This is a genomic window from Bradyrhizobium sp. 613_E4_N2_2 (genome assembly GCF_052075995.1).
GTDB classification, from domain to species: Bacteria; Pseudomonadota; Alphaproteobacteria; order Rhizobiales; family Xanthobacteraceae; genus Bradyrhizobium; species Bradyrhizobium barranii.
Genome location: NZ_CP197234.1, coordinates 176,816 through 202,763, shown reverse-complemented (window position 1 = coordinate 202,763; position 25,948 = coordinate 176,816). Strand labels below are relative to the sequence as shown.

Annotated in this window: 23 protein-coding genes; 10 read left to right on the top strand and 13 right to left on the bottom strand. The window is 65.4% G+C overall.

The window, feature by feature from the left end:
- The first annotated feature begins 27 nt into the window (after positions 1–27).
- The 3 genes from AB7290_RS00890 to AB7290_RS00880 all read left to right on the top strand — a co-directional run bounded on the left by AB7290_RS00890 (position 28) and on the right by AB7290_RS00880 (position 2,675).
- Complete coding sequence (locus tag AB7290_RS00890) at positions 28–1,026, top strand: M23 family metallopeptidase (protein ID WP_085405106.1); 999 nt, start codon at positions 28–30, stop codon at positions 1,024–1,026.
- Positions 1,027–1,129: 103 nt separating this feature from the next.
- Positions 1,130–1,945, top strand: coding sequence for a 4-hydroxy-tetrahydrodipicolinate reductase (gene dapB, locus AB7290_RS00885; protein ID WP_028148808.1), 816 nt, complete (start codon positions 1,130–1,132; stop codon positions 1,943–1,945).
- Positions 1,946–2,051: 106 nt separating this feature from the next.
- Positions 2,052–2,675 (top strand): 2,3-bisphosphoglycerate-dependent phosphoglycerate mutase, encoded by a 624-nt coding sequence (locus AB7290_RS00880; RefSeq protein WP_085404979.1) that lies wholly within the window; start codon positions 2,052–2,054, stop codon positions 2,673–2,675.
- Between the two features lie 123 nt (positions 2,676–2,798).
- Here AB7290_RS00880 and AB7290_RS00875 read toward each other — a convergent pair whose 3' ends face one another.
- Together AB7290_RS00875 and AB7290_RS00870 are read right to left on the bottom strand one after the other, a co-directional pair.
- Positions 2,799–3,695 carry a methylated-DNA--[protein]-cysteine S-methyltransferase gene (locus tag AB7290_RS00875; protein WP_038932694.1) on the bottom strand — a complete coding sequence of 299 codons (897 nt, stop codon included), beginning with the start codon at positions 3,693–3,695 and terminating at the stop codon, positions 2,799–2,801.
- Between the two features lie 55 nt (positions 3,696–3,750).
- Positions 3,751–4,284: a DUF2244 domain-containing protein gene (locus AB7290_RS00870; RefSeq protein WP_085404980.1), complete on the bottom strand. Its 534-nt coding sequence runs from the start codon at positions 4,282–4,284 to the stop codon at positions 3,751–3,753.
- Positions 4,285–4,306: 22 nt separating this feature from the next.
- On the opposite strand from AB7290_RS00870, the gene nth reads away from it, so the two are divergent.
- The 3 genes from nth to AB7290_RS00855 are packed head-to-tail and all read left to right on the top strand — an operon-like array spanning position 4,307 to position 7,893.
- Positions 4,307–5,074, top strand: coding sequence for an endonuclease III (gene nth / locus AB7290_RS00865; RefSeq protein WP_085405107.1), 768 nt, complete (start codon positions 4,307–4,309; stop codon positions 5,072–5,074).
- Positions 5,075–5,129: 55 nt separating this feature from the next.
- Positions 5,130–6,278, top strand: coding sequence for an HlyD family secretion protein (locus tag AB7290_RS00860; protein ID WP_085404981.1), 1,149 nt, complete (start codon positions 5,130–5,132; stop codon positions 6,276–6,278).
- On the top strand, positions 6,265–7,893 hold the full coding sequence (locus tag AB7290_RS00855) for an MFS transporter (RefSeq protein WP_085404982.1): 1,629 nt from the start codon (positions 6,265–6,267) through the stop codon (positions 7,891–7,893). The genes AB7290_RS00860 and AB7290_RS00855 overlap by 14 nt, the downstream gene beginning before the upstream one ends.
- 6 nt (positions 7,894–7,899) lie before the next feature.
- Here the strand turns inward: AB7290_RS00855 and AB7290_RS00850 are convergent, their stop codons facing one another.
- The 3 genes from AB7290_RS00850 to AB7290_RS00840 all read right to left on the bottom strand — a co-directional run bounded on the left by AB7290_RS00850 (position 7,900) and on the right by AB7290_RS00840 (position 12,095).
- Complete coding sequence (locus tag AB7290_RS00850) at positions 7,900–8,640, bottom strand: sulfate transporter family protein (RefSeq protein ID WP_063980234.1); 741 nt, start codon at positions 8,638–8,640, stop codon at positions 7,900–7,902.
- A 191-nt stretch (positions 8,641–8,831) separates the two neighbouring features.
- Positions 8,832–10,859 carry a S8 family serine peptidase gene (locus AB7290_RS00845; RefSeq protein WP_354115253.1) on the bottom strand — a complete coding sequence of 676 codons (2,028 nt, stop codon included), beginning with the start codon at positions 10,857–10,859 and terminating at the stop codon, positions 8,832–8,834.
- Between the two features lie 63 nt (positions 10,860–10,922).
- Positions 10,923–12,095, bottom strand: coding sequence for a phosphorylase family protein (locus AB7290_RS00840; RefSeq protein ID WP_085404984.1), 1,173 nt, complete (start codon positions 12,093–12,095; stop codon positions 10,923–10,925).
- Between the two features lie 287 nt (positions 12,096–12,382).
- Between AB7290_RS00840 and AB7290_RS00835 the strand changes: the two genes are divergently transcribed.
- Entirely contained in the window at positions 12,383–14,026 is a 1,644-nt protein-coding gene (locus AB7290_RS00835; protein WP_085404985.1) for a S53 family peptidase, read from the top strand.
- A gap of 174 nt (positions 14,027–14,200) precedes the next feature.
- Here AB7290_RS00835 and nikR read toward each other — a convergent pair whose 3' ends face one another.
- Positions 14,201–14,647 carry a nickel-responsive transcriptional regulator NikR gene (gene nikR, locus AB7290_RS00830; protein ID WP_085404986.1) on the bottom strand — a complete coding sequence of 149 codons (447 nt, stop codon included), beginning with the start codon at positions 14,645–14,647 and terminating at the stop codon, positions 14,201–14,203.
- A 214-nt stretch (positions 14,648–14,861) separates the two neighbouring features.
- Positions 14,862–17,339, bottom strand: a complete 2,478-nt coding sequence (locus AB7290_RS00825) for a heavy metal translocating P-type ATPase (protein WP_085405108.1) — start codon at positions 17,337–17,339, stop codon at positions 14,862–14,864.
- A gap of 50 nt (positions 17,340–17,389) precedes the next feature.
- Here AB7290_RS00825 and AB7290_RS00820 point away from each other — a divergent pair, with 50 nt between their 5' ends.
- Positions 17,390–17,665 (top strand): metal-sensitive transcriptional regulator, encoded by a 276-nt coding sequence (locus AB7290_RS00820; RefSeq protein ID WP_007598521.1) that lies wholly within the window; start codon positions 17,390–17,392, stop codon positions 17,663–17,665.
- A 157-nt stretch (positions 17,666–17,822) separates the two neighbouring features.
- Here the strand turns inward: AB7290_RS00820 and AB7290_RS00815 are convergent, their stop codons facing one another.
- Positions 17,823–18,794 carry a YiiX/YebB-like N1pC/P60 family cysteine hydrolase gene (locus AB7290_RS00815; protein WP_085404987.1) on the bottom strand — a complete coding sequence of 324 codons (972 nt, stop codon included), beginning with the start codon at positions 18,792–18,794 and terminating at the stop codon, positions 17,823–17,825.
- Positions 18,795–18,986: 192 nt separating this feature from the next.
- Between AB7290_RS00815 and AB7290_RS00810 the strand changes: the two genes are divergently transcribed.
- The gene (locus tag AB7290_RS00810; RefSeq protein WP_085404988.1) at positions 18,987–20,384 is read left to right on the top strand and encodes a flavin monoamine oxidase family protein; all 1,398 of its coding nucleotides are present in this window, start codon (positions 18,987–18,989) and stop codon (positions 20,382–20,384) included.
- Here AB7290_RS00810 and AB7290_RS00805 read toward each other — a convergent pair.
- Genes AB7290_RS00805 through pheS form a run of 3 tightly spaced genes read right to left on the bottom strand, consistent with a single transcriptional unit; the run spans position 20,381 to position 24,635 of the window.
- Positions 20,381–21,151: a sulfite exporter TauE/SafE family protein gene (locus AB7290_RS00805; protein ID WP_085404989.1), complete on the bottom strand. Its 771-nt coding sequence runs from the start codon at positions 21,149–21,151 to the stop codon at positions 20,381–20,383. The two genes, AB7290_RS00810 and AB7290_RS00805, sit on opposite strands and share 4 nt — an antisense overlap.
- Positions 21,148–23,556 (bottom strand): phenylalanine--tRNA ligase subunit beta, encoded by a 2,409-nt coding sequence (gene pheT / locus AB7290_RS00800; RefSeq protein ID WP_085404990.1) that lies wholly within the window; start codon positions 23,554–23,556, stop codon positions 21,148–21,150. Before pheT ends, AB7290_RS00805 begins: the two co-directional genes overlap by 4 nt.
- On the bottom strand, positions 23,553–24,635 hold the full coding sequence (gene pheS / locus AB7290_RS00795; RefSeq protein WP_038932708.1) for a phenylalanine--tRNA ligase subunit alpha: 1,083 nt from the start codon (positions 24,633–24,635) through the stop codon (positions 23,553–23,555). The genes pheT and pheS overlap by 4 nt, the downstream gene beginning before the upstream one ends.
- Before the next feature lie 136 nt (positions 24,636–24,771).
- Between pheS and AB7290_RS00790 the strand changes: the two genes are divergently transcribed.
- The gene (locus AB7290_RS00790; RefSeq protein WP_028148823.1) at positions 24,772–25,179 is read left to right on the top strand and encodes a hypothetical protein; all 408 of its coding nucleotides are present in this window, start codon (positions 24,772–24,774) and stop codon (positions 25,177–25,179) included.
- 26 nt (positions 25,180–25,205) lie between these two features.
- Here AB7290_RS00790 and rplT read toward each other — a convergent pair whose 3' ends face one another.
- Both rplT and rpmI read right to left on the bottom strand, forming a co-directional pair.
- Positions 25,206–25,565: a 50S ribosomal protein L20 gene (gene rplT, locus AB7290_RS00785; RefSeq protein WP_014490867.1), complete on the bottom strand. Its 360-nt coding sequence runs from the start codon at positions 25,563–25,565 to the stop codon at positions 25,206–25,208.
- Positions 25,566–25,653: 88 nt separating this feature from the next.
- On the bottom strand, positions 25,654–25,854 hold the full coding sequence (rpmI, locus tag AB7290_RS00780; protein ID WP_008539890.1) for a 50S ribosomal protein L35: 201 nt from the start codon (positions 25,852–25,854) through the stop codon (positions 25,654–25,656).
- Positions 25,855–25,948: the final 94 nt, after the last annotated feature.

Below are 25,948 nucleotides of genomic sequence, written 5' to 3'. Positions count from 1 at the left end.
ACGGGGTTCTCCGCGATGTCGAGGCGCATGAGCTGCGCAGGTTTTCTCTACCGGGCGTTCGCTGCCCTGGCATTGGCCGGGGCCGGCTTCTCTGCCGATGCCCAGAGCATTCAATTGGCGCTTCCGATTGCCTGCGAGCCTGGCCGCACCTGCTACATCCAGAATTACACGGATCTCGATCCGTCGCGGTCGGCGCGAGATTACAAGTGCGGCACGCTGACTTATGACGACCACAACGGCACTGACTTTCGTCTGCCCTCACTGGCAGTGCAAAAGGCCGGCGTGGACGTGCGCGCAGCGGCGGGCGGCCGCATTCTTCGTACACGCAATGACGCGCCGGACGGCGCTTTCACAAGGTCGGGACGCGAAGCGGTGCGCGAGGCCGAATGTGGCAATGGCGTCGTCATCGAACATCCGGAGCAGTGGGAAACCCAGTACTGCCACCTCGCCGCCGGCAGTGTGTTGGTCAAGCCTGGAGACAAGGTCGACCTAGGACAGCCGCTCGGCCGTGTCGGACTCTCCGGCCTCACGGAGTATCCTCACCTGCATTTCACCGTGAGGCACAATGGCGCGGTGGTCGATCCCTTTGCGTACGGCGTTCGTCCCGAGTCTTGCGAGGGCGGTCAATCGCTCTGGCTTGCTGCCCTCCGCCCGAAACTCGAGTACCAGGAACGAGCCATCCTCAATGCGGGCTTTACGACGGGGCCGGTCACGATGGAACTCATCGAGGACGGCAGTGCCGAGAGCCAAAAGCCGTCCGCCGGTTCGATGGCGATCGTCGCGTTCGTGCGGGCCATCGGGCTGAAGGCAGGCGATGCGCAATGGCTGGTCATCAAGGATCCCCTCGACAACGTCATCGCGGAAAATCGGTCTGCACCACTTCAGGCCAACAAGGCGCAATTCATGCTCTTCGCGGGGAAGAAGCGGCCTCCCGGGGGGTGGGAACGCGGCTCCTACAAGGCGACCTATGTTGTCGAGCGCGATGGTCAGATCGTGCTCAGGAAAGACCTGGAGCTCATGCTCTAGCGTTGCACCTGTGCGCGGGGAGACCCGCGCCACGGGCCTTTTGAAGGCCTGATCGGTTGCCGGAACGGCCCGCTCCCGCTATAGGGCGTGGAGAGGGTGAACCATGTCCGATATGCGTTTGATTGTTGCTGGGGCAGGCGGCCGGATGGGCCGGGCGCTGGCACGAGCGATTGCCGACACCGAAGGCGCGGTGCTGGCGGGAGCCCTGGAGGCGCCCGGCTCGGAGCTGCTCGGCAAGGATGCCGGCGTACTCGCGGGCCTGCCGGCCAACGGCGTCAAACTCTCGGCCGACCTCTGGGCGATGTCGAAGGACGCCGACGGCATCCTGGATTTCACCGTGCCGGCCGCGACCATCGCCAATGTCGCGATCGCGGCCGAGCGCGGCATCGTGCACGTCATCGGCACCACCGGACTGTCGGCCTCCGACAACGCCGTGATCAAGAGCGTCACCAACCGTGCGGTCGTGGTGCAGTCGGGCAATATGAGCCTGGGCGTCAATCTGCTCGCCGCGGTGGTCAAGCGCGTCGCCAAGGCACTCGACGAGAGCTTCGACATCGAGGTCGTGGAAACCCACCACCGCATGAAGATCGATGCGCCCTCGGGCACTGCGCTGATGCTGGGCCAGGCCGCTGCCGCCGGCCGCGGCATCTCGCTCGATGAGCATTCGGATCGCGGCCGCGACGGCATCACCGGCGCGCGCAAGCCGGGCGACATCGGCTTTGCCTCCTTGCGCGGCGGCACCGTCGCCGGCGAGCACAGCGTGACCTTCCTCGGTCCGTTCGAACGCCTGACGCTGTCGCATCTCGCCGAAGACCGCATGCTGTTCGCACATGGCGCGCTCAAGGCGGCGCTGTGGGCGCATGGCAAGAAGCCGGGGCACTACTCCATGGCCGACGTGCTCGGTCTCGCAGACATCTGAGCGAGCCGGAGCATGAACCGGACCCGAAGGGCCGCGTCAGCGCAAGATGTGAAGCGGCTTTCCGCCAAGATCATTCCTCAACAATAACCTGAATGGAAAGCAGTCAATGAGCGAACGTCTCCTCGTGCTCGTGCGCCACGGTCAGAGCGAGTGGAATCTGAAGAACCTGTTCACGGGCTGGAAGGATCCTGATCTCACCGAGCTCGGCGTGAAGGAAGCCACGGAAGCCGGCCGCAAGCTGAAGGCGCAGGGCCTCGTGTTCGACGTCGCCTACACCTCGGTCTTGACGCGCGCGCAGCACACGCTCGATCTCATTCTCGGCGAGCTCGACCAGAAGGGCCTGCCGACCTCCAAAGACATCGCGCTGAACGAGCGCGACTATGGCGATCTCTCCGGCCTCAACAAGGACGACGCCCGCAAGAAATGGGGCGAGGACCAGGTGCTGATCTGGCGCCGCTCCTACGATGTGCCGCCGCCCGGCGGCGAAAGCCTGAAGGACACGCTGGCGCGCGCGCTGCCCTACTACGTGCAGGAGATCCTGCCCGGCGTGCTCAACGGCAAGCGCACGCTGGTCGCCGCCCACGGCAACTCGCTGCGCGCGCTGATCATGGTGCTGGAAAAGCTCTCGCCCGAAGGCATTTTGAAGCGCGAGCTCGCGACCGGTGTGCCGATCATCTACCGGCTCAACGCGGATTCGACGGTGGCCTCGAAGCTGGATCTGGCGGGCTGAGCTTCGCCACAAGCGCGGAGTCGTAGGGTCGGCAAAGCGTAGCGTGCCCACCATGTGTCAGCGATCGCGGAAGAATGGTGGGTACGGCGCTATGCGCCTTTGCCCACCCTACGGAAGCGGGGCCTACTGCATCCCCAGCTGCCCGGCCTCCCAGCCCAGCATCGCCTGCTTGCGGGTGATGCCCCAGTGATAGCCGGTGAGCGTGCCGCTCTTGCCGAGCGCGCGGTGGCAGGGCACGACGAACGAGACCGGGTTCTTGCCGACCGCAGCGCCGACGGCGCGTGAGGCCTTCGGGCTGTTGATGTTGCAGGCGATGTCGGAATAGGACACCGCGCGACCCATCGGGATCTTCAGCAGCGTCTCCCACACCCGTACCTCGAAATCGGTGCCGATCATCACCACGCGCAACGGCTGATCCGGCCGCCACAGCTTCGTGTCGAAGATGCGCTGTGCGAGCGGCGCGGTGCCTTCGTGATCCTCGACGTAAGTTGCGTTGCGCCATCGCCGCGTCATGTCGGCGAGCGCGACCTTCTCCTCACCGGGATCGGCGAACGCAAGGCCTGACAGGCCGCGGTCGGTGGCGATCACGATCGCCGTGCCGAAGGGCGAGGGATGGAAGCCGTAGCGCAGCGTCAGGCCCGCGCCGCCGTTCTTCCATTCGCCGGGCGACATCGCTTCATGGGTGACGAAGAGATCGTGCAGCCGGCCCGGTCCTGAAAGACCTGAGTCGAGCGCGGCATCGAGAATGCTCGCGGAATCTCGCAACAGTCCCTTGGCGTGATCGAGCGTCAGCGCCTGCATGAACGCCTTCGGCGTGATCGAGGCCCAGCGGCGGAACAGATGGTGCAGCTCATCCGGCGTGACGCCCGCCGCATCCGCCATCGCTTCGATGGCCGGCTGGGTGCGCCAGTTCTCCGAGATGAACGCGATCGCCCGGCGCACGGAATCATAATCGCGCAACGCGGCGTTCTGGGAGCCTGGCTTGGCCAGGCGCTGGTCATTTATGGCGAGTGTCATCATGACTGGAAATGTAGGCGTGGCGCCGGGCCGAAACCACCCGATTTCCGATCCGGACTCAGGAGACCGGGTTGTAGGTCGGGCCGCGCTTGGCGGCGTTCAGGGCCTCAACCAAGCCTTTGTAAAAACTTGCCTTTTCGTCCGGGCCCAGGAAGCGGGCGATCTGGATCTGGTGGCCGCGCGAGATCAGATAGAGATGCTCGATGCCAAAATCCTCGTCGACCTCCATGTCGAGGCGGACCCAGAGCGGATTGAACGTCCATTCGGCGACCTGGCCGCGATGACTGACGCGCCGCACCCGCAGCTCGGACGTCGTGACCGAAATCTCCTCGCGCGCCCGCGCGCTGCGGAAATTGGCCTTGAAGGCCCACCAGATCACCAGCACGTCGAGGCCGAAGAAGCCGAACACCGGCCACGCACCCATCATCAGGAAGGCGAGGCCGGTGGCAAAGCTCACCACGCTCAGGAACAGCATCACGGCGAGGAAGCCGGTGCGGTTCAGCGAGCGGTGCGGCGTCAAGAGCGCGGAGAAGATCTGAGGGTCCGTCTCGCTTTCAGATCGCCCGCGCTCAATTTCGTTGCCTGTGCTCATCGTCCCTCAGTATATCCGGATCATGGCGAAAATCACCCGCAAGCCGGCCCCGCGCAAAGCGTCCGTGCCGAAGAAAAAGGCAAAGGCGATAGTTGCGAAGCCGAAGGCTCCCGCCAGGAAATCGCTCAAGGCCGCAAGACCCAATTCTACCAAACCTTGGACGCCGGCCGAGATCCACGAGGTCTTCAGCCGTCTCCGCAAGGCCAATCCGGAGCCGAAAGGCGAGCTCGAGCACGTCAATCCCTTCACGCTGCTGGTCGCCGTGGTGCTGTCGGCGCAGGCCACCGATGCCGGGGTCAACAAGGCGACACGCGCATTGTTCGAGATCGCCGACACGCCGCAGAAGATGCTCGACCTCGGCGAAGAACGCTTGCGCGAATACATCAAGACCATCGGCCTTTATCGCACCAAGGCGAAGAACGTCATTGCGCTCTCGGCAAAAGTGCTCAGCGATTTCGGCGGCGAGGTGCCGCGCACGCGAGCCGAGATCGAGTCGCTGCCCGGCGCCGGGCGCAAGACCGCCAACGTCGTGCTCAACATGGCCTTCGGCGAGCACACCATGGCGGTGGACACGCATGTGTTTCGCGTCGGCAACCGCACCGGGATGGCGCCCGGCAAGACGCCGCTCGAAGTCGAGCTTGGTCTCGAAAAGGTGATCCCGGCCGAGTTCATGTTGCACGCCCATCATTGGCTGATTCTGCATGGCCGCTATACTTGCCTCGCGCGCAAGCCGCGCTGCGAGGTTTGCCTGATCAACGATCTCTGCCGATGGCCGGAGAAGACGGTCTGAGGTGGCGCCGTCGTTTCGGGGGCGATGTGAAGCAAGCCGGTTTTGGGGACATGTTGTGAGTCAGCAAGAACAAATCTCATCGCCATCGCCGGCGCCACCGCCGGCCGCGGCACCGGCTCCGCCGCCGAAGCCGACGCAGCGGCCGGCGAGCTCGCTCTGGAGCCGGCTCGCGATCCCCCTGTTCGCCGTGATCGTCGCGCTCGCCTTCGTGGCACTGGCGACGCTCCGCTTCGACGAATGGGTCGGCAACGCCGTGGTCCAGACCACCAACGACGCCTATGTGCGCGCCGACCTGACGCGGCTTGCAAGCCGCGTCTCCGGCGAAGTGCTGACCGTCGGGGTCTCCGACTTCCAGCGCGTCAAGGCCGGCGATCTCCTGATCCAGATCGATCCCGCCGACTACCAGGCCCAGGTCGCGCAGTCCGAGGCCGCTGTCGCCGCCGCGCAGGCCGTGCTCGACAATCTGAGCAACCAGGTCGAGCTGCAATATGCGACCATCGCGCAGGCGCAGGCCGCGCAGCTGTCAGCGGAAGCGTTGGAGGTCGAGGCCCGGCAGGAGCAGGATCGCCAGAAATCCCTGACGCAGACGGAAGCCGGCACGCGGCAGCGGCTGGAACAGGCCGTCGCGGGCTACGCGAAGGCGCAGGCCGACGTGCGCGCCAGTCGCGCCGTCATCGCCGCGCAGCAGCATCAACTCGAAGTTCTGCAGGGCACCAAGAAGCAGCGCGCCGCCGATGTCGCGGCGGCCAAGGCGACGCTGGCGAGCGCGAAGCTGAAGCTCGGCTATACCAGGATCACCGCGCCGTTCGACGGCGTCGTCGGCGAACGCCAGGTGCAGCCCGGCGACTACGTCAACATCGGCACCAACCTCATCAATGTGGTGCCGCTGCCGAAGGTCTACGTGATCGCGAATTACAAGGAGACCCAGCTCACGCATGTCGCGCCGGGCCAGCCGGTCGAGATCACCGTCGATGGCTTCCCGCGCGAGAAGCTGCGCGGCAAGGTCGAGCGCATTGCCCCCGCGACCGGCGCGCAGGTGGCCCTGCTGCCGCCGGACAATGCGACCGGCAATTTCACCAAAGTCGTGCAGCGCATTCCCGTGCGCATCCAGTTCGACGACAACCAGCCGCTGCTGGCGCGGCTGGTGCCGGGCATGTCGGTCGTCACCAGCATCGACACGAAGGCCGCGAATGGCGGAAAATGACGATGCCGGTCGCGGGCCTCTCTCGCGCGGCGGCATCGCGCCACAGCCCTTGTTTGCCGTGGCGGCGGTGCTGCTCGGCTCGTTCCTCGCCAATTTCGACAGCCGGCTGACCACGGTCGGCCTGCCGGACCTGCGCGGTGCGTTCTCGCTCTCGTTCGACGAGGGCGCCTGGCTTTCGACCGCCGGCATCGGCTCGCAGATCCTGATTGCGCCAGCGGTGGCGTGGCTCGCGACGGTGTTCGGCCTGCGCCGCGTGCTCGGCATTCCGAGCCTCATCTACGCCGCGGTGTCGCTGATCATTCCCTTCGTGCACGATTATCCGACGCTGCTCACGCTCAGCGTCGTGCACGGCCTGCTGCTCGGCACCTTCGTGCCTGCGACGCTCATGATCGTGCTACGAAACCTGCCGATCCGATGGTGGGTGCCGGCGATCTCGCTCTATTCGATCCGGGTCGGCTTTGCGCTGGATACGTCGAGCTCCCTGGTCGGCTTCTATGTCGACCATCTCGGCTGGCAATGGATGTATTGGCAGGGCGTCGTGGTCGCGCCGCTGATGGGTCTGATGGTTTATCTGGGCACGCCGAGCGAGCCGGTGAACCGCACGCTGCTGCGCGAGGCCGATTGGGGCGGCATGCTGCTGCTCGGCGCTTCGGTCTCGATGATCTATGCTGGCCTCGACCAGGGCAATCGGCTGGACTGGCTGGGCTCGGGGACGGTGATGGCGCTGCTCGTCAGCGGTGTGGTGCTGTTCGCAGGCTTCCTCGTCAACGAGTCGCTGGTGCGACAGCCCTGGGCACATGTGAACGTGCTGTTCTCGCGCAATGTCGGGTTGGGGCTGGTCTTGATCCTGCTCTACACGCTGACCAGCCTCTCCAACTCGTCGCTGGTGCCGAACTTCCTCGGCAATGTCGTTCTGCTCCGGCCGGAGCAGAGCGGGATGCTGCTGCTCACCTATGGCGCGCTGCCGATGTTCGTGCTGGTGCCGATCTCGATCTGGCTGCTGCGGCATTTCGATACGCGGCTCGTCGTGGTGCTGGGTTTTGCCTGCTTTGCCGCGGCCAATCTCTGGGGCACGCAGCTCAGCCATGTCTGGGCGCGCGAGGATTTTGTCGGCATCGTGCTGCTCCAGGCGATCGGGCAGTCGCTGCTCCTGCTGCCGATCATCATCACGCTGCTGTCGAACGCCGATCCGAGCCGCGCCACCTCCTTTGCCGCCTACATCCAGATCATGCGGCTCGGCGGCGCGGAGATCGGCATCGCGCTGATGGGAACGTGGCTGCGCGTGCGCGAGCAGGTCCATTCCTTCTATCTCGGCCAGGACCTTGTGGTCGGCAATGCCGACGTGGTGGGTAGGCTCAAGCAGCTCGCCGATTACTTCGCGGCCCATGGCACCGGCATGGCGCAGGCTCGCGCGGTCGGCACGCTCGCGGGCCTGGTGCAGCGCGAGGCCAATGTGCTCGCCTATATCGACGGCTTCTGGCTGTGCTTCTGGCTAGCGATGGTCGCGCTCGGCGTCGTCGCGCTGATCACCCGGGCGCCACCGGGCCCGTTCACGCCGGCGCCGTTCGGTTTCGCCAAGATGCTGCTGCGCAAATGCGGGGTGCAAGTGAACTGAGAGGCCTCACCGCATCTGCCGCGCCGGCTCGATCAGCTCGGGCCGCGGCCCCGACAGGCGCTTGTGCATGTGGACCATGAACGCCATGCCGAAGATCGGCGTCGCCAGATTGACGATCGGGATCGAGACGAAGGCCGCAATGAAAAGGCCGGCGGTGAAGATGGTCGCGGCGTTGTCGCGCCGCATCGCCCTGGCCTCCTCCGGCGAACGGAAGCGCATCGCGGCGAGCTCGAAATATTCGCGCCCGAGCAGCCAGGCGGCGGCGACGAAGAAGATCAGGAATCCGGCACCGGCGAACAGGACCAGCGGCAACGCCACCAGATAGACCACGATCGTCAGCAGCGCGGTCTTGACGCCCTCGTAGATCGCCTGGCTGAACGGCAGCGCAGCGCCCGGCCGCTCGGCGGGATAGTGCTCGCGCTCGACGATGTCGGCGACGTCGTCGACGAACAGGCTCGCCACCAGCGAGGTGATCGCAGGCATCAGGAACACGCCGCCGAACACGACGCCGAGGCCCGCCGTGATCGAGACGATCCAGGCGAGGACCTCGAGCGAGGAATGCCAGCTCGGCCCGAGCAGGCCTTCCAGCCAGACCTCGCCATAGGTCGCAAACCAGCTCAGCAGCCGCTGCAAGCCGATCGCCAGCACGATGATCAGGACCAGTGCAAGCCCGATCGATCGCCACAGGATCGAGCGCATCGGCGGCGAGATCAATTGCGACAGCGCCTTTACGGCGGCATCGAGCATCGGAGTACCTCTCAGCAAAACTACCCGCGAGAGGTAGACATGCGCGGAAGGTTCGACAAGAGGCCGAGCTTTCCGGGACAGATTGCCGCGCCTGGAGCTTGGGTTCTGAGTGAATCAGAACGGAAGCTCAAGGCGCTTGTTTTGACGCGTTTTCTTCGCGCGAGCCGGCAGCCACTTCGCTTGAAGACGCTCTAGCTCACCCTGATGACGAGGGCATAGTTCTGCGGCGCGACGGCGATGGAATGAGCGATGACCGATATCACCGCTTCGCCGGCCGGCAGATTCGCGAAGATGACCTGCTCGACATTGTTCCTGCGGTCGAAGTCCTTCGAGCCGGCCGGCATGTTGCCATGGCGTTCCTGCTTGTTGGCCACCACGACGAGATCGAGGTCGCTTTGCAGGCCTTCGCCGGGCGGATCGGTCCAGACCAGCGTGACCTTCAGGCGGCTGCTTCCCGCCGGTATCGTGACCGTGCGGTCTTCGCGTTCGCCTGCGTCGAGCTTCTTCTTCTCGTCGAAGAACTGCAAGGCTTCCTTCGCAGCAAGGGGGCCGACCACGGCCTGGACGTCGACTCGGCCGAAACCCTGACTGTTGTTTGCGACAGAGCCCGCCTCCGAGGGAATGTATTGGCCAGCAATGCTACGAGCTCCGTTGATGATGAGTGCCTTCAGCAGTGCGGCGCTCGGCGACTTCAGCCCGTGGCTCTTCCTCAGGAACGACCGGACCACCGCGACGCATCCGGCCACCAGCGGCGTGGCCATGCTGGTACCGCCTTCGAACATGTAGAGCGGGTCCTTCGAGAGCTTCCATCCCTTCGATTTCGTGACGCGGGAGCGCGTTGACAGGATGAAAGATCCTGGCGCCACGACGTCGGGCTTGATGCGATCGTCGTTGGTGGGTCCCCGGCTGCTGAACGCCACCATCCCTTCGGGATCGTTGGCGACGGGATCGGGGTTGATGGGAATGGCCGGAAAATCGCGTGGCCAGGCCTCTCCGTAGGTCATGGGCTCGTTGGGGCGATTGTTCTCGCATGCGCCGATGGTGAGGCAGTTCTTGGCCGTACCAGGCGGCGTCACGGAGTTGGGGTCGACCTGGCCATTGCCATCCTTGTCGCTGCCTTCATTTCCCGCGGCAAAGCAGATCAGCATGTCGCGATGCGCGTAGACGAACGTGTCGAGCTCGTTGGCCTGGGAGTCATACACGCCGAAATTTCCGACGCTGCCCCAGGAGTTGGAATGAATTCGTGCCTTGTCCGTCTTATAGGGCGGGCCGAACAGCGCATCGAGGCTGTCGGGCAGGCCGCCGAGATTGCCGCCGCTGTCGAGCACGGATTGCAGAACCAGCTTGGCGCCGGGAGCCGTGCCGCGGATCGGGCCGTCGCTTTTCGATACGCCGTCGCCGAGGGCAGAACCCGCGACATGAGTGCCGTGACCATCAGGATCGTCTTTGCGCCCGGGCCGCCCGAGCGCGTAGAGCTTCTTGACGCGCCCCTTGAAGGCCGGGTGCGTGTTCGTGGTCGATCCCTTGTCGAAGCCGGTATCGGCGATCGCGATGATCTCGCCCGCGCCTTCGCCGCCGTTGCTCGGCGTCGCCGCGGGAACGCGAAGAATGCCCCGCGCGATGTTGTTGAGCAGCTTGCGCGGAAAGACCTTCTCGACGCTGCGTACCTCGTCGAGCGCCGCGACGTCGGCAAGACGGCGCATCTTCAGCGTCACACGCACCTTGGCCGTGCCCGGAACGACGTCGTCGAGCTGCACATGCGCCGCTTCCGCGATCTTCTTTGCAGCGGCCTTCACGCCGACATTGCGGTGGAGCATGACGTCGACGGTCACGCTGGTGCGGTCGAGCGCCGCCGGCTTTGCCGCAAGCGCGCGCGCCGCAGCGACGCCTCCGGGTTGGGTGTCGAGGTTGCGCAGTGCCGGCGCGATCTTCACGATGCCCGGGTAGAGGTCTGCCCATGTCACGAACGGCAGTTTCCGCACCTTGTCGAGCCCGGCCGCCGGAAAGTGACAGATGACGGCGCTGCCCGGGACGGCTTCCAGGATCTCGGCGCCGGCCTTGGCGAGCTGCCCTCTGCGCTCGGCGTTGAGCGGCTGGTTGGTCTGCACAATGATGTAGTCGGATTCCTTCGCATTCGCATGATCCAGCGACAGCGCGGCGCGTTCCGCGTGCGGAGCCGAAGGATCGATCGTGATGCCGTTGATCGTGATCTGCGCCATGGCCGTTCCACTCTCCCTGATTGATCGTCCGTCCTTTGTCGTCTGCGCTGGCCGGATCGCTCGCTAGGGCTCCGCCGCGATGCTGGCCCAGCAGGTGATGGCGCTACAGACCGTGCTCCAGCGGCCGAACCCCTTGTAGATCTGGGCGGCGATCTGCTCCTGCTGCTGCAAGGTGCCTTCGGCCTTGATCTGCGGATCGGAGACGTTGCGGATCGCGAGCCAGCGCGGTGCCTTGTCGCCCATCTCCTGCGCGACCAGGCCAAGGATGGCATCGCCCATTTCGGAGACGTCGCCGAGCCCCTGGAGATGGAAGTGGTCGTCCGAGGTGTCGAAGCCGAAGAAGTCGGTGGTGACCACGGAGGAGGACAGGCCGCTCGGCTTCACGACGAAGATCTTCGGCGCCCTTGTATTGTCCTTCGGCAATTGCCCGGCATTGGCCTTGAACAGCGTCTTGGCCTGCGCGAATTTCTTCGTCACCGCGGATCTGCTGGAAAAATGCTCCTGCGCGAACGGCTGCTTCTTGAACTTCGACAGGCAGTCGAAGCGAACGATCGGGCTGACGACGACGTCGCCGACCTCGAATTCCTTGCCGATGCCGCCGGCCGTGCCCGTGGTGATGACGAGCGTCGGCTGCACCTCGGTGATGATCTGGCGCCAGACGTCGATGTTCGGCAGTTGCGGGCCGTCCTGCGACATGTGCGAATCGGATTTGAAGATCACGACCTTCTTCTTGCCGATCGTGGTGGTCCAGTAGGTGCCGAGCCGTTTCAGCTGCTTGGCCGGACACCCGTTGCGCATCTTCTTGGAGATGGCCGCGTAATTGTGCGTGTAGGGTAGGTAATCATTGCGGGAGTCCTTGCCCGGCGTCAGCACGCGGCTGAGGGCGTGCCCTTCGTCGACGGTCCAGGTCACGACCAGCACGTCGGCGCGCGGCAGCGGTCCCTTGCCGTTGCCTTTCGGCTTCGGCCCGGTTTGCGGCGCCAGCCCTTTCGGCCAGGCAATGTCGGTGAAGCGCGACAGCCCGGTCGAGGTCGAGAAGGCCATGAACTCGCGGCCCTCGCTCGATTCGGAATCGAAATCGATGATCTCGCGCCGAAAGTCCTCGGTCGTGACCTTCGCGGATTTCTTCACCGCGCCCTTGGCCACGCGTTTCACCGCGAAGGTGTCGGGCGGGGGTGGCGTCGTGATCGGATCGAAACCGAGATTTCTCTCAACCCATTTGCGGTCAGCACGCATCGCATTGTCTCCGCCAAATTGATTTCCAGACGTCTGATTTCGACAAACGCCTTCCGTTGGTCGGCCAGACAAGCCAACGGTTGCAATTTTAAATCGAAATCCTTGTCGTCGAATGGTCGTGAATATTGACCGATTCCGTGCCGATCTGAGCCAGTCGGATGTTGCCCCTGCCAAACAAGAGGTTTTCTGAAAAAATATCGCTCAAATGCCTGAACCAATTTGGGTTTGAGATTACACCTATAGTTGAGGTGCGACAATCTGCCTTCCAATCACAAACGGAGGAAGTCATGGCAAGCTCGACCACGCGCGTGACGCTGGCGAACAGCGCACGGAAATTGCCGAAGGGGGCCAAGCTCGTCGGCGCGGCCGATCCCAAGCAGGAAATCGAGATCAGCGTCCGCCTGCGCGCGAAGCGTGCCGACGATGAGCAGGTGATAACGCTCGGCGCGCAACCGCCGCGCGAGCGGCAGTATCTCTCGCGTGCCGAGTTCGGCGCAGAGATGGGCGCGGATACCGCCGACGTCGCCAAGATCGACGATTTCGCTCATCACCACGATCTCAACGTCAAGAGCGTGCATCTGGCGTCCCGCACCGTGAAGCTGACCGGGACGGTGAAGGCCATGAGCGCAGCCTTCGGCGTCAAGCTCAACAAGGTCAGATACGAGGGCGCGACCCATCGCATGCGTAAAGGTAGCGTGCAGATCCCGGCCGAGCTCGCAGGTATCGTGGTCGGCGTGCACGGCCTGGACAACCGGCCGGTGGCGCAACCCCACTTCCGCCGCAAGCTGCCGCAGAAGGGCGCAGCCGCACGCGCCGCGCAGGGCGGCAGCTTCTCGGTCGATCAGATCGCCCAGCTCTACAATTTCCCGGGCGGCGAGACCGGCGCCGGCCAGTGCATCGCCATCATCGAGCTCAACGACATCGACCAGAAGGGCCATCCCACGGGCGCCGGCTACAAAACGTCAGACCTGCGCACCTTCTTCAAGAAGGCGGGCATCGCGATGCCGAAGATCGCACCCGCGAGCGTCGACGGCGGCGCCAACAAGCCCGGCCATTCGGACGCCGACGGCGAGGTCGTGCTCGACATCGAGGTGGCCGGTGCGATCGCGCCCGGCGCCAGGATCGTGGTCTATTTCGCGCCCAACACCACCAACGGCTTCATCGATGCGGTCAAGGCCGCCGTCCACGACACCGCGCGAAAACCTTCGGTGATCTCGATCAGCTGGGGCGGGCCGGAAGACCAGGAAGGCTCGCAGCAATTCGTCGACGGCCTGAACGAGGCGATCCGCGACGCCGCCGCGATGGGCGTCACCGTCTGCGTTGCCTCCGGCGACAATGGTTCGGCTGACATGGGTGCGGACTGGGACGGCAAGCCACATGCAGATTTCCCGGCCTCGAGCCCGTTTGCACTCGCCTGCGGCGGCACCAATCTGAAGGCGCCGAACGGCCAGATCAACGAGGTGGTCTGGAACGGCGGGCCGCAGGGCGGCGCAGGCGGCGGCGGTGTCAGCGTCGTGTTCCCGCGGCCGCAATACCAGGCCCAGGCCCATGTGCCGAAATCACCGACGCATCACAACGGCCGCGGGGTGCCCGATGTTGCCGGCGATGCCGATCCTGCGACCGGTTACCAGATCTTCCTCAACGGCGTCGGCACCACCATCGGCGGCACAAGTGCCGTGGCGCCGCTGATGGCGGGGTTGATCGCCCGCATCAACGAGGCGACGACGAAGAAATTCGGCAAGACCGTCGGCTTCATCAACCCGCTGATCTATGCCTCGCACACGCAAGGCGTGTTCCGCGACATCACGGTCGGCAATAACGACATCACCGGCGATCTGCACGGCATGTACAAGGCCGGCCCCGGCTGGGACGCCTGCTCCGGCCTCGGCGTCCCCAACGGCGAAGCGCTGCAGAATTTACTCTCGGCGTGAGGTTTGTCTCTTCCTTCTCCCCTTGTGGGAGAAGGTGGCGCGAAGCGCCGGATGAGGGGTGTGCTTCCGCGAGTTCAGAATTCGCGGAGAAATACCCCTCACCCGTCTCACCGCTGCGCGGTGAGCCACCCTCTCCCACAAGGGGAGAGGGTTAAGCGCGTGTGCGGCTCGCTCCTACTCGTGCCGGTGCCCGTGCTTGCTCGCCTTCGCCTGCTTCCCTTCACCGGTCGGGATCATCACTACGCGGCCGTAGCGGACGCCGCGTTCGGCGATGATGTGGTCGGCGAAATGCCTGACCTCGCCGGCGTCGCCGCGCAGCGCCGTCATCTCCATGCAATTGTTGTCGTCGAGATGGACATGCAGGGTGGCCAGCGCGAGCTCGTGGTGGCCGTGGAATTCCTGTACCAGGCGTTTCGAGAGATCGCGCGCGGCGTGGTCGTAGACGTAGACGAGGCCGGCGACGCAGGGGCCGGTCTGCGCGGTGTCCTCGGTGCTCTGTTGCAGGCCGGCGCGCGCGAGGTCGCGGATGATCTCGGAGCGGTTCTGGTAGCCGCGCGCTTCCGCCGCCGCGTCGATCTCCGCCAAAAGATCGTCCTCGATGGTGATCGTAATCCGCTGCATCAGGTCCTCTCCGCGCGTACCGCCCTTGTTACCTCGCCCCGCTTGCGGGGAGAGGTCGGAGTTCAAGCGTAGCTTGAATTCCGGGTGAGGGGGACTCTCCACGAGTCCAATTGTCACCGCGGTCGCGGAAGCAGCCCCTCACCCCGACCCTCTCAGTGCGAGCGAAGCTCGTCGCGGCCCCGTAAGAACGGCGCGAGGGAGCGCGCCGTCATCATCACAGCCGCGTCCCGCGCAGCCGCAGCGCATTCCCGACCACGCTCACCGAGGACAGCGCCATCGCCGCCGCGGCGATGATCGGGGACAGCAGGATGCCGAACGCCGGGTAGAGGATGCCGGCCGCGATCGGAATGCCGGCGGCGTTGTAGATGAAGGCGAAGAACAGGTTTTGGCGGATATTGCTCATGGTCGCCTGCGACAGTCTTCGCGCACGCACGATGCCGGTGAGATCACCGCTCAACAGGGTGACGCCGGCGCTCTCCATCGCCACGTCCGTGCCGGTGCCCATGGCGATGCCGACCTCGGCGGCCGCCAGTGCGGGCGCGTCGTTGACGCCGTCGCCCGCCATCGCGACGCTGCGCCCGGCCTTTTGCAGCTTCGTCACCACCGCGCTCTTCTGGTCGGGCAGAACCTCGGCCTCGACCTCGGCGATACCGAGCCGGCGCGCCACCGCTTCCGCCGTCGTGCGATTGTCGCCGGTCAGCATGATGACCTTGATGCCTTCATCGGCCAGCGCCCTCAGCGCTTCCGGGGTCGAGGCCTTGACCGGATCGGCGATCGCGAACAGGCCGGCCAGCTTGCCGTCGACGGCCATGTTGATCACGGTGGCGCCGTCCTGGCGCATCCGTTCGGCCTCGGCATCGAGCGCCGTGGTGTCGATGCCGATCGACCCCAGGTATCTTGCGTTGCCGAGCACGATGCTCCTGCCGTCGATTTTTCCGGTCGCGCCCTTGCCCGTCGGCGAGTCGAACTGTTCGACCTGAGCGAGGGTGAGTTGCTTCTCCTTCGCGGCGCGCACGATGGCGTCGGCGAGGGGATGCTCGCTGGCGCGCTCGACGCTGGCCGCAATGCGGAGGATGTCGTTCTCCGCAAAGCCGGCAGCCGGAACGATCGCGACCACCTTCGGCTTGCCCTCGGTCAGCGTGCCGGTCTTGTCGACCACCAGCGTGTCGATCTTCTCCATCCGCTCCAACGCCTCGGCGTTCTTGATCAGCACGCCGGCCTGCGCGCCGCGGCCGACGCCGACCATGATCGACATCGGGGTCGCCAGGCCGAGCGCGCAGGGGCAGGCGATGATCAGCACGCTGACGGCGGCAACGAGGCCGAAGGCAAGCCGCGGCTCCGGTCCGAACCAGGCCCAGGCGGCAAAGGCGGCGATGGCAACGGCGATCACGGTCGGCACGAACCAGCCCGCGACCTGATCGGCCAGACGCTGGATCGGCGCACGCGAGCGCTGCGCGTCCGCGACCATCTGCACGATCTGCGACAGCAGCGTCTCGCGCCCGACCTTGTCGGCGCGCATGATGAAGCCGCCCGACTGGTTGAGCGTGCCGGCAATGACCTTTGCGCCGGTCTCCTTGGTCACCGGCATGGATTCGCCGGTGACGAGGGATTCGTCGAGCGCGGAGCGTCCCTCGAGGATAATTCCGTCGACTGGCACCTTCTCGCCGGGGCGGACGCGCAAATGGTCGCCGGCGTGGAGCGCATCGATCTCGACCTCGTGCTCGCCGCCATCGGCATCGACGCGGCGCGCGGTCTTCGGCGCAAGCTGCAATAGCGCCTTGATCGCACCCGACGTCGCGTCGCGGGCGCGCAGCTCCAGCACCTGGCCGAGCAGCACCAGCACGGTGATCACAGCGGCGGGCTCGAAATAGACGGCAACGGCACCATCATGACTGCGGAAGGTCGCCGGGAAAATCTGCGGCGCGACAGTCGCGACGACGCTGTAGACATAGGCGACGCCTGTGCCCATCGCGATCAGCGTGAACATGTTGAGGTTGCGGGTGACCAGCGACTGCCAACCTCGGACGAAGAACGGCCAGCCGGCCCACAGCACGGCGGGCGTGGTGACGACGAGCTGGATCCAGTTCGACAGCGCCGGATCGATCCAGTCGTGAGGGCCGGCGAGATGGCCGCCCATCTCCAGCACCACCGCCGGTAGCGCCAGCGCGCCACCGATCCAGAACCGCCGCGTCATGTCGGCAAGCTCGGGATTGGGGCCGGTGTCCAGGCTCGCGACCTCCGGCTCCAGCGCCATGCCGCAGATCGGGCAGCTGCCGGGTCCGACCTGGCGGATCTCCGGATGCATCGGGCAGGTGTAGATCGTGCCCGCGGGCATCTCGGGTTCGGGCGCCTTCTCTCTGGCGAGATACTTTGCGGGATCGGCGGCGAATTTGGTGCGGCAGCCGGCCGAGCAGAAATGGAAGGTCTCGCCGTGATGTGTGTGGTGATGCTTCGAGGTCGCGGGATCGACCGTCATGCCGCAGACGGGATCGAGGACTGTGGTCGCGGCGGCGCCATGGTCATGCGCGTGGTGCTGGGCATGATCGCCGCGCCCGCCGCAGCAGGAGGACGCCGCGGGCTTGTCGGCTGGCGGGGCGGCCTCGGGAGCAGCCTTGGGGGTGGCCTTGGCGGAACAGCCGCATCCGGACGGTGTTTCCGACGTGTGATGGTGCCCGTTTTCGGCGTCGTTCATTGCCATGCTCCGGCCTTGCAACATATACCCTAGGGGGGTATATAGAACGCATGCGCAAGGACATCAAGGCATCCGTCGGAAAACGTCTTGGCCGGATCGAGGGTCAGGTTCGCGGCCTCTCGAAAATGGTCGAGGAGGACCGCTACTGCATCGACATCGTGACGCAGATCTCGGCCGTGCGTGCCGCGCTGCGCCGGGTCGAGGAAGAGGTTCTGAAGGATCACGTCGCCCATTGCGTCGAGCACGCGATCGCGAGCGGCGACAAGGCCGATCAGCGCGAGAAGATCGCGGAGCTGATGGCGGTGATCGGGCGGGCGGAACGGTAGGCTCTCACCATCGTCATTGCGAGGAGCGCAGCGACGAAGCAATCCAGATTGCCTCCGCCGAGGGACTCTGGATTGCTTCGCTACGCTCGCAATGACGGTGGAAAGAGCGGTGCAACGTCTCTCCCGGCCTTTGCCGGAACGACGGCAGGCGCGATGCTTACGCCGCCATCTCCTGCGCGCGCCCCCGCGCGCGGTACATCGCCAGTTCGTTCAGCAGCACAAAATGCTCGGAGCAGGTGGCGCCCATCTCCGCGGGCTGCGCGCTCACTTCTTCAGCCGGAACTTCAGTCGGCGCTTCTTCGTCAACCGTCTCAGGAACGAGCGGCGGCGCACTGAGCGTTTCTGGAAACACACTGAATGTGCCCGCTACCTCCTCGAGCGGCTTCTGCTTGTCGGCCCAGTGCAGCGCGGTGTAGTCGAAGCCGTGCACGATGGTGGGTTTGACGACTTCGAAATAGGGCGAGATGTCGAAGTCGCGGGGCATGTAGAGCGAGGAATCGCGGATGTGCAGGATCTCGCGGCGGGCGGCGCGGCTGCCGGCCTTGGTGATCTTCGGCAGGATCGGATAGCGCACGGCGTCGAAGGCCTGCGCGATCAGCGCCGAGCAGATGATTTTTGTCGGATCGCCCGAGCCGATCGAGATCATGCGCCGCCGCCAGCGTTGCGGGATCGGCAACGGGAACAGGAAGCGCATCAGGTCGACGATGTTCTTGGTGTCATAGCCGAAGCCGATGCGATTGATCGCATAGCGGCAGACCGTGGTGCGGTCCTCATAGGACAGCCCGACCGGGCGGCAGACACGGGTGTGATACGGGAAATATTTCGACAGCGGCGCCGAGGTGACGCCCTCGCCGATATTGGCCTCGATCAGCACGTGCGGCTCGCCGTTGGGCTCCGTGGCGCCCTCGACCGGACCGACATAGAGCGCGGCATGGGACCAGGTCGACTGCGTCAGATATTTGATGATGCCGGAGATGCGGTTGTTGCCCTCGACCAGCAGCACGTCGCCGGGCTCGATGACGCCGCGCAGGTGCTCCGGGTCGCTCGGCGTGAACGGCTCGTAGCCCGGCACCTCCTTCGAGAGGTACGCGGCAATCAGCTTGCCGACTGAGTCCAGAACCGTCCCCATTTCAAACTCCCCCCACGGCCTTTTCCGGCCGTCTTTTTCCCTTCTCTATCATGGTCGAAACGTGTTGCAATTCGGTTCATCACTCTGTGAGATCAAGCACGATTGATTCACCATGATGGTTGCCGTGCAACACCAGATGCAGCAAGGTTCGCGGGCTGTTCCCGTTCGCCGCAAGTTCCCGGAAACCATGACATGACAATCACGCGCCGCAGCTTCCTATCGGCGTCGGCGGCTCTTGCCGCGATGCCGGTCCTGCGCGCGACTGCCGCACCCCTGCCGCGCGAGGCCGACATCGTCGTGATCGGCGCGGGAGCGGCCGGAATTGCCGCGGCGCGGCGCATCATGGCCGCCAACCGCAAGGTCGTGGTGGTGGAAGCGGCATCCCAGATCGGCGGCCGCTGTATCACGGACAGTACGACCTTCGACGTGCCGTTCGATCGCGGCGCGCGCTGGATGCACAATCCCGAGACCAATCCGATGATCCGGCTGGCGCGCAGTGCCGGGCTCGACGTGCTGCCGGCACCGACCGGCCAGAAGATGCGTATCGGCCGCCGCAATGCGCGCGCGGGCGAGACCGAACAGTTCCTGGCGGCGCTGGTGCGGGCCAACCGCGCCATCGACGAGGCCGGGCGCGGCAAGCTCGATACGGCCTGCGCCTCGGTGTTGCCGAAGGATCTCGGCGACTGGGCCGGTGCGGCCGAATTCGTGCTTGGTGCGAGCTTTGCGGGCAAAGACCTCAAGGAGCTGTCGGCGATCGACAAGGCGCGTGCGCAGGACCGCAACACCGCGATCGCCTGCCGCCAGGGCCTGGGGACCCTGATCACCAGGCTCGGCGAACAGGCGCCGGTGGCGCTGTCGACGCCGGTGAGCAGGATTGTCTGGAGCAATCGCGACGTCAGCGTGGAGACGCCATCCGGCAGGATCGCCGCACGCGCCGCCATCGTCACGGTCTCGACCAATGTGCTGACGTCGGGCGCGATCAAGTTCGGGCCTGATATTCCCAAGCGCACGCTCGATGCGGCGTCAAAGCTCACGCTCGGCAGCTACGATCGCATCGTGCTGCAACTGCCGGGTAATCCGCTGGGGCTCTCGCGCGACGACATCCTCATCGAGCAGAGCAATTCGACACGCACGGCGCTGATGCTCGCCAATATCGGCGGCTCCTCACTGTGTTCGATCGATGTCGGCGGCTCGTTCGGCCGCGATCTCTCCGAGCAGGGCGAGAAGGCGATGGTCGCCTTCGCCAGGGAATGGATCACGAAGCTGTTCGGCAGCGAGGCGGCGGCCGCCGTGCAGAAGACCACCGCGACGCGCTGGAACGCCTCGCCTTTCGTGATGGGCGCGATGTCGGCGTCCTCGCCCGGCGGCCAGCTCTCGCGAAAAATCCTGACCGAGCCGATCGGCAACCTGTTCCTCGCCGGCGAAGCCACGCACGAGACGCTGTGGGGCACCGTCGACGGCGCCTGGGAAAGCGGCGAGCGCGCGGCGGATGCGGCCTTGCGCAAGATCGGCGCGCTCAAGGACGAGTCGGCCGACGTGCCGACGCAGTCGACGAAGAAGCGCCGCGCGCCGCGGCAGCAGGGCAATTAGCGCAAAATCCCGTCCAACACCGGCAGCCCCGCGATCACCGCCATCGCGATCAGACCGTAGCAAATCGCGCGAAACAATTTTTCGCTGGCGCGGCCGAACAGCGATGCACCGAACGCGACGCCGATGGCATAGACCGGGCCGACGATCAGCGACAGCACCAGCGATTCGCGTGAGATCAGGCCGGTCGTCGCGTAGCTGACCATCGAGAAGAAATCCGACGCGCTGAAGAACAGCACGATATTGGCGCGCGCGACAATCGGCGCGATGGGGCGGCCGAGCCAGTAGCCGACGATCGGCGGGCCGCCGGTCTGCGCCAGACCGCTGCAGAAGCCCGAGAGGCCGCCGATGCCGACCGAGAGCCAGGCGTGGTCCTCGCCGCGATAGCGCCAGCCCGACAGCAGCAGCAGCAACAGCGCAGCGACGAAGCAGGAGATGATCCAGCGCGTGGTGACGGGCTCGAGCACGCTGAGGAAATAGGTGCCCACCGGCACGCCGACCAGCGCGCCCAGCACGATCACCGCGGTGGCCTTGCGGTCGGCCTTGCGCCAGGCGTCGGGCAGCAGCGGCAGGGCCGCGACGAAATCGATCACGAGGAGCAGCGCGGCCACGAGACGCGGCGCCGCGATGCTGCTCGCCAGCGGCATGAAGATCAGCGCCGAGCCGAAGCCGGAGAAGCCGCGCGCGGTCCCTGAAACGAAAGCGACGGCGCAGAGCGCCATCGCAATGGTGAGGCCGACGTCCTTCGGAAGAACATCCGCAAGGGTCATCCGCGCAAGACGCCGCCAGTCTTCTTCGTGACTTCCGCCACGATCTTCCCGGCGACGGCCTCGATCTCCTGATCGGTCAGCGTCTTCTCGCGCGGCTGGATCGTCACGGCGATCGCGATCGACTTCTTGCCGTCATCGATGCCCTTGCCCTCGTAGACGTCGAAGACATTCACGCCGGTGATCAGCTTCTTGTCGACGCCTTGGGCGGCGCGAACGATGTCGCCGGCCTTTACGGTGCGGTCGACAATGAAGGCGAAGTCGCGCGTAACAGGCTGGAAGGCCGACAGCTCGATCACGGGCTTGGCGCGGGTCGGCTTCTTCTTCGCCTCGGGGATGCGATCCAGGATCACCTCGAACACCATCAGCGGGCCATCGGCACCGAGCGCCTCGAGCGCGCGCGGATGCATCTCGCCGAAATAGCCGAGCACGTTCTGCGGGCCGATCTGGATCGTGCCCGAGCGACCCGGATGCAGCCAGGCTGGCCCGCCCGCGACGATCTGCAGCGCCTGCATCGGTGCACCGGCAACGGCAAGCACCGCGAGCGCGTCGGCCTTGGCGTCGAACAGTTCGGCCTGCGCCGAACCCGACCAGTGCCGTCCCAGACCTTCTGACGAAGCAAAGCCGCGGCGCACGCCGCTGGCCGCCATGAACTGATCCTGCGGGCGGTCGCCTTTGAACAGCTGGCCGACCTCGAACAGCGCGACATCGCCAAAGCCGCGATCGGCGTTGGCCTGCGCCGCCGCGATCAGGCCCGCCAACAGGGTCGGACGCATGTCGGACAGATCCGAGGCGATCGGATTGGCGACTTCGAGTTCGCGCTGGCCGCCGCCGAACAGGGTTGCTGCAGACTTGGTGATGAAGGACCAGGTCACCGCTTCGATGATGCCGCGGCTCGCGAGTGCGCGCTTGGCGCGACGGGTGCGGAGCTGGAGCGGCGTCAGCACCGGCTTGCGCGCGTCCTCGCCGCGCTCGAACGGCGTCATCGGCACCTTGTCGACGCCGTAGATGCGCACGATCTCCTCGACGAGGTCGGCCTTGCCATGCACATCGGTGCGCCACGAGGGCACTGCGACCTTCACCACCGGACCCGGGCCGGCCATCATGAAGCCGAGATGGGTCAGGATGCGCTTCATCTCCGGCTGCGGCACCTCGATGCCGGAGAGCCGCTTGACCTCGGTAACAGGAAAATCGATCACGCGATCGTCGCCGAAGGCCTTTCCGACCACGACGTTCTCCGATGGCGCGCCGCCGCACATCTCCATCACGAGCTTGGTCGCGAGCTCCAGCCCCGGCACCATGAAGGCCGGATCGACGCCGCGCTCGAAGCGGTAGCGCGCGTCCGAATTGATGCCGAGCTTGCGGCCGGTCTGGGCGATGTTGATCTCGTTCCACAGCGCCGATTCGATCAGCACGTCGGTGGTGTTTTCGTCGCAGCCCGAGGCCTCGCCGCCCATGATGCCGGCGAGCGATTCGACGCCGTGCTCGTCCGCGATCACGCAGATGGCGGGATCGAGATTGTAGGTGCGGCCGTCGAGCGCCAGCAGCGTCTCGCCGTCGCGGGCGCGGCGCACCACGAGATTGCCCTTCACCTTCTTGGCGTCGAACACGTGCAGCGGGCGGGCGCGGTCGTAGGTCATGAAGTTGGTGATGTCGACCAGCGCATTGATCGGACGCAGCCCGATCGCGGTCAGCCGCTTCTGCAGCCATTCCGGCGACGGCCCGTTCTTCACCCCGCGCACCAGGCGCAGCGCGAAGCCCGGACACAGCGTGGCGTCCTCGACCGCGACCTTCACGGTGCACGGGAATTCACCCTTGATCGGCTTGATCGTGGGGTCCTTGAACTTGCCCATGTCGGCCGCGGCAAGATCGCGGGCGATGCCGTGCACGCCGGTGCAGTCCTGTCGGTTCGGCGTCAGATTGATCTCGACCACGGGATCGCCGAGACCTGCCCATGCGGCATAAGCAGCGCCGATCGGCGCATCCGCCGGCAGCTCCATGATGCCGTCATGGTCGTTGGAGATCTGGAGCTCGGCCGCCGAGCACAGCATGCCGCGGCTCTCGACGCCGCGGATGGTGCCGACACCGAGCGTGATGTCCTTGCCGGGAATGTAGGTCCCCGGCGGCGAGAACACGCTGACCAGGCCGGTGCGCGCATTCGGCGCGCCGCACACGACCTGCACCGGTGCGCCACCATCGCCGGTATCGACCATGCAGACGCGCAGGCGATCCGCATTCGGATGCTGCTCGGCCGAGATCACCTTCGCGATGGTGAACGGCTTCAGCGCCTTCGCCTTGTCCTCGATGTTCTCGACCTCGAGCCCGATCATGGTGAGCTTGTCGGCGAGCTTTTCCAGGGGCTCGTCGGTGTCGAGATGATCCTTCAGCCAGGAGAGGGTGAATTTCACGAGCTCAGTCCTCCCGCAAGCGTCGGCACTTCGAGCGGCTTGAAGCCGTAATGGGACAGCCAGCGGACGTCGCTGTCGAACAGCTGGCGCAAATCGGCGATGCCGTATTTCAGCATCGCGATACGGTCGATGCCCATGCCCCAGGCAAAGCCCTGGTACTCGTCAGGATCGATGCCGCAGGCGCGCAGCACGTTCGGATGCACCATGCCGCAGCCGAGAATCTCGAGCCAGTCCTCGCCCTCGCCGAACCGGATCTCGCCCTTGTCGCGGCGGCACTGGATGTCGACTTCCAGCGACGGCTCGGTGAACGGGAAGAACGACGGCCGGAAGCGCATGTTGATGTGGTCGACCTCGAAGAACGCCTTGCAGAACTCGTGCAGGATCCATTTGAGGTGGCCGAGATGCGAGTGCTTGTCGATGACGAGGCCTTCGACCTGGTGGAATTGCGGTGTGTGGGTCGCGTCGGAATCGATGCGGTAGGTGCGGCCCGGGCAGATCACGCGGATCGGCGGCTTCTGGCTCAGCATGGTGCGCACCTGCACCGGCGAGGTGTGGGTCCGCAGCAGCATGCGCGAGCCATCCTCCTTCGGATGGAAGAAGAAGGTGTCGTGCATCTCGCGGGCGGGATGGCCTTCCGGAAAATTCAGCTTGGTGAAGTTGTAGTCGTCGGTCTCGATGTCGGGGCCTTCCGCGACCGAGAATCCCATGTCGGCGAAGATCGTCGTCAACTCGTCCCAGACCTGGCTCAGCGGATGGATGCGGCCGGCTTCAGTCGGCGCATCGCGCAGCGGCAAGGTGACGTCGATGGTTTCGGATGCGAGCCGCGCGTCGAGCGCCGCCGACTTCAGCACGTCGCGCCGCGCGGCGAGGGCCTGGGTGACCTCGTCCTTGGCCTGGTTGATCGCCGCGCCTTGCGTCTTGCGCTCGTCCGGCGACATCTTGCCGAGCGTCGCAAGCAAGGCGGAGATCGAGCCCTTCTTGCCGAGGGACGCGACGCGGACGGCTTCGAGGGCGGCTTCGTCCCCGGCAGCACTGATCTGCGCGAGGATGGATTGGACGAGACTGGCGAGGTCGGACACGGTCGGATCCTTTCAAAACGCTGCCGGTTGTGGCCGCAGCCGGGCCGGAACGTCAAGCCGTATAGCCGTCGTAAATGCAGGGCATTCGAACCCTATAGGCATGGCTGGCACCAACCTGAAGTCGAGGGAGAAGACGATGCGTTTACGATCCTGGGTGGTCGGCTTGAGCTTGGTTCTTTTGGGGAGCGCGGCTCACGCCGCGGAGGAATGCCCGGCCAAATCGACGTCGATGGATGACATCATCGCGGTCCTGAACGCGGCGCCGAGCTGCGACCGTGCCATGACGCTGTTCGATGCTTGCGCGTACGGCGCCAGCGGCGACGTGCAATTCGGCGAAGCGGTCGAGAAGAAGTGCGAGGCCGATTTTGTCGGCCGGCTGAGAACGCCGCAGAAGCTCAGCTATCAGCGCGAGTTGCGGGTCTGCGACCGGAAGTACCGGAACAAGTCCGGCACCATGTATATCTCGGCCACGGCCTTCTGCCGGGCGGAGGTCGCCCAGCGTTACTCGCGACGTGCGCTGAAGGCCGGCGGAGCCGGCCGTTAGTGCTGGGCTTGCTCTGAAGCAGCCGCTTAGGCGGCCAGCGCAGCCTTGGCCTTCTCGGCGATCGCCTGGAACGACGCAGGCTCGTGGATCGCGAGATCCGACAGCACCTTGCGGTCCACGGTGATGCCCGACTTGGCGAGACCGTCGATAAATCGGCTGTAGGTCAGGCCGAACGGACGCACGGCGGCGTTGAGACGCTGGATCCAGAGCGCGCGGAAAGTCCGCTTCTTGCGCTTGCGATCACGGAACGCGTACTGCTGGGCCTTTTCCACGGCCGGCTTGGCGGCGCGGATGGTGTTCTTGCGGCGGCCATAGAAACCCTTGGCGGCCTTGTAGACTTTCTTGTGCTTGGCGTGGGCGGTCACACCGCGTTTGACGCGAGACATGACAAAATCCTTCAGAGATGACTTGGTTTTCGGATCGCCGCGCGAGCGCGGCGGAGGTGGCAATGATCTTCGACGATCTTGGACGCGATCAGGCGTTCGGCAAGAAGTACTTCTTGACGTTGTCGCCGTCGGTCTTGAACAGCACGCGAGTGCCGCGCAGCTGACGGATCTGCTTCTTCGTCCGCTTGATCATGCCGTGACGCTTGCCGCGCTGGGCGTGCATCACTTTGCCGGTGGCAGTCACCTTGAAGCGCTTTTTAGCGCCCGATTTGGTCTTCAGCTTGGGCATTTGGCTCTCCTAATGGCCACAGAAATCCGCCCGCGAAGGCGGCTGGCCGTCAAAAATGCTCGTTAGAGCGTTGATTGTGCTCAGGTTTTACGAA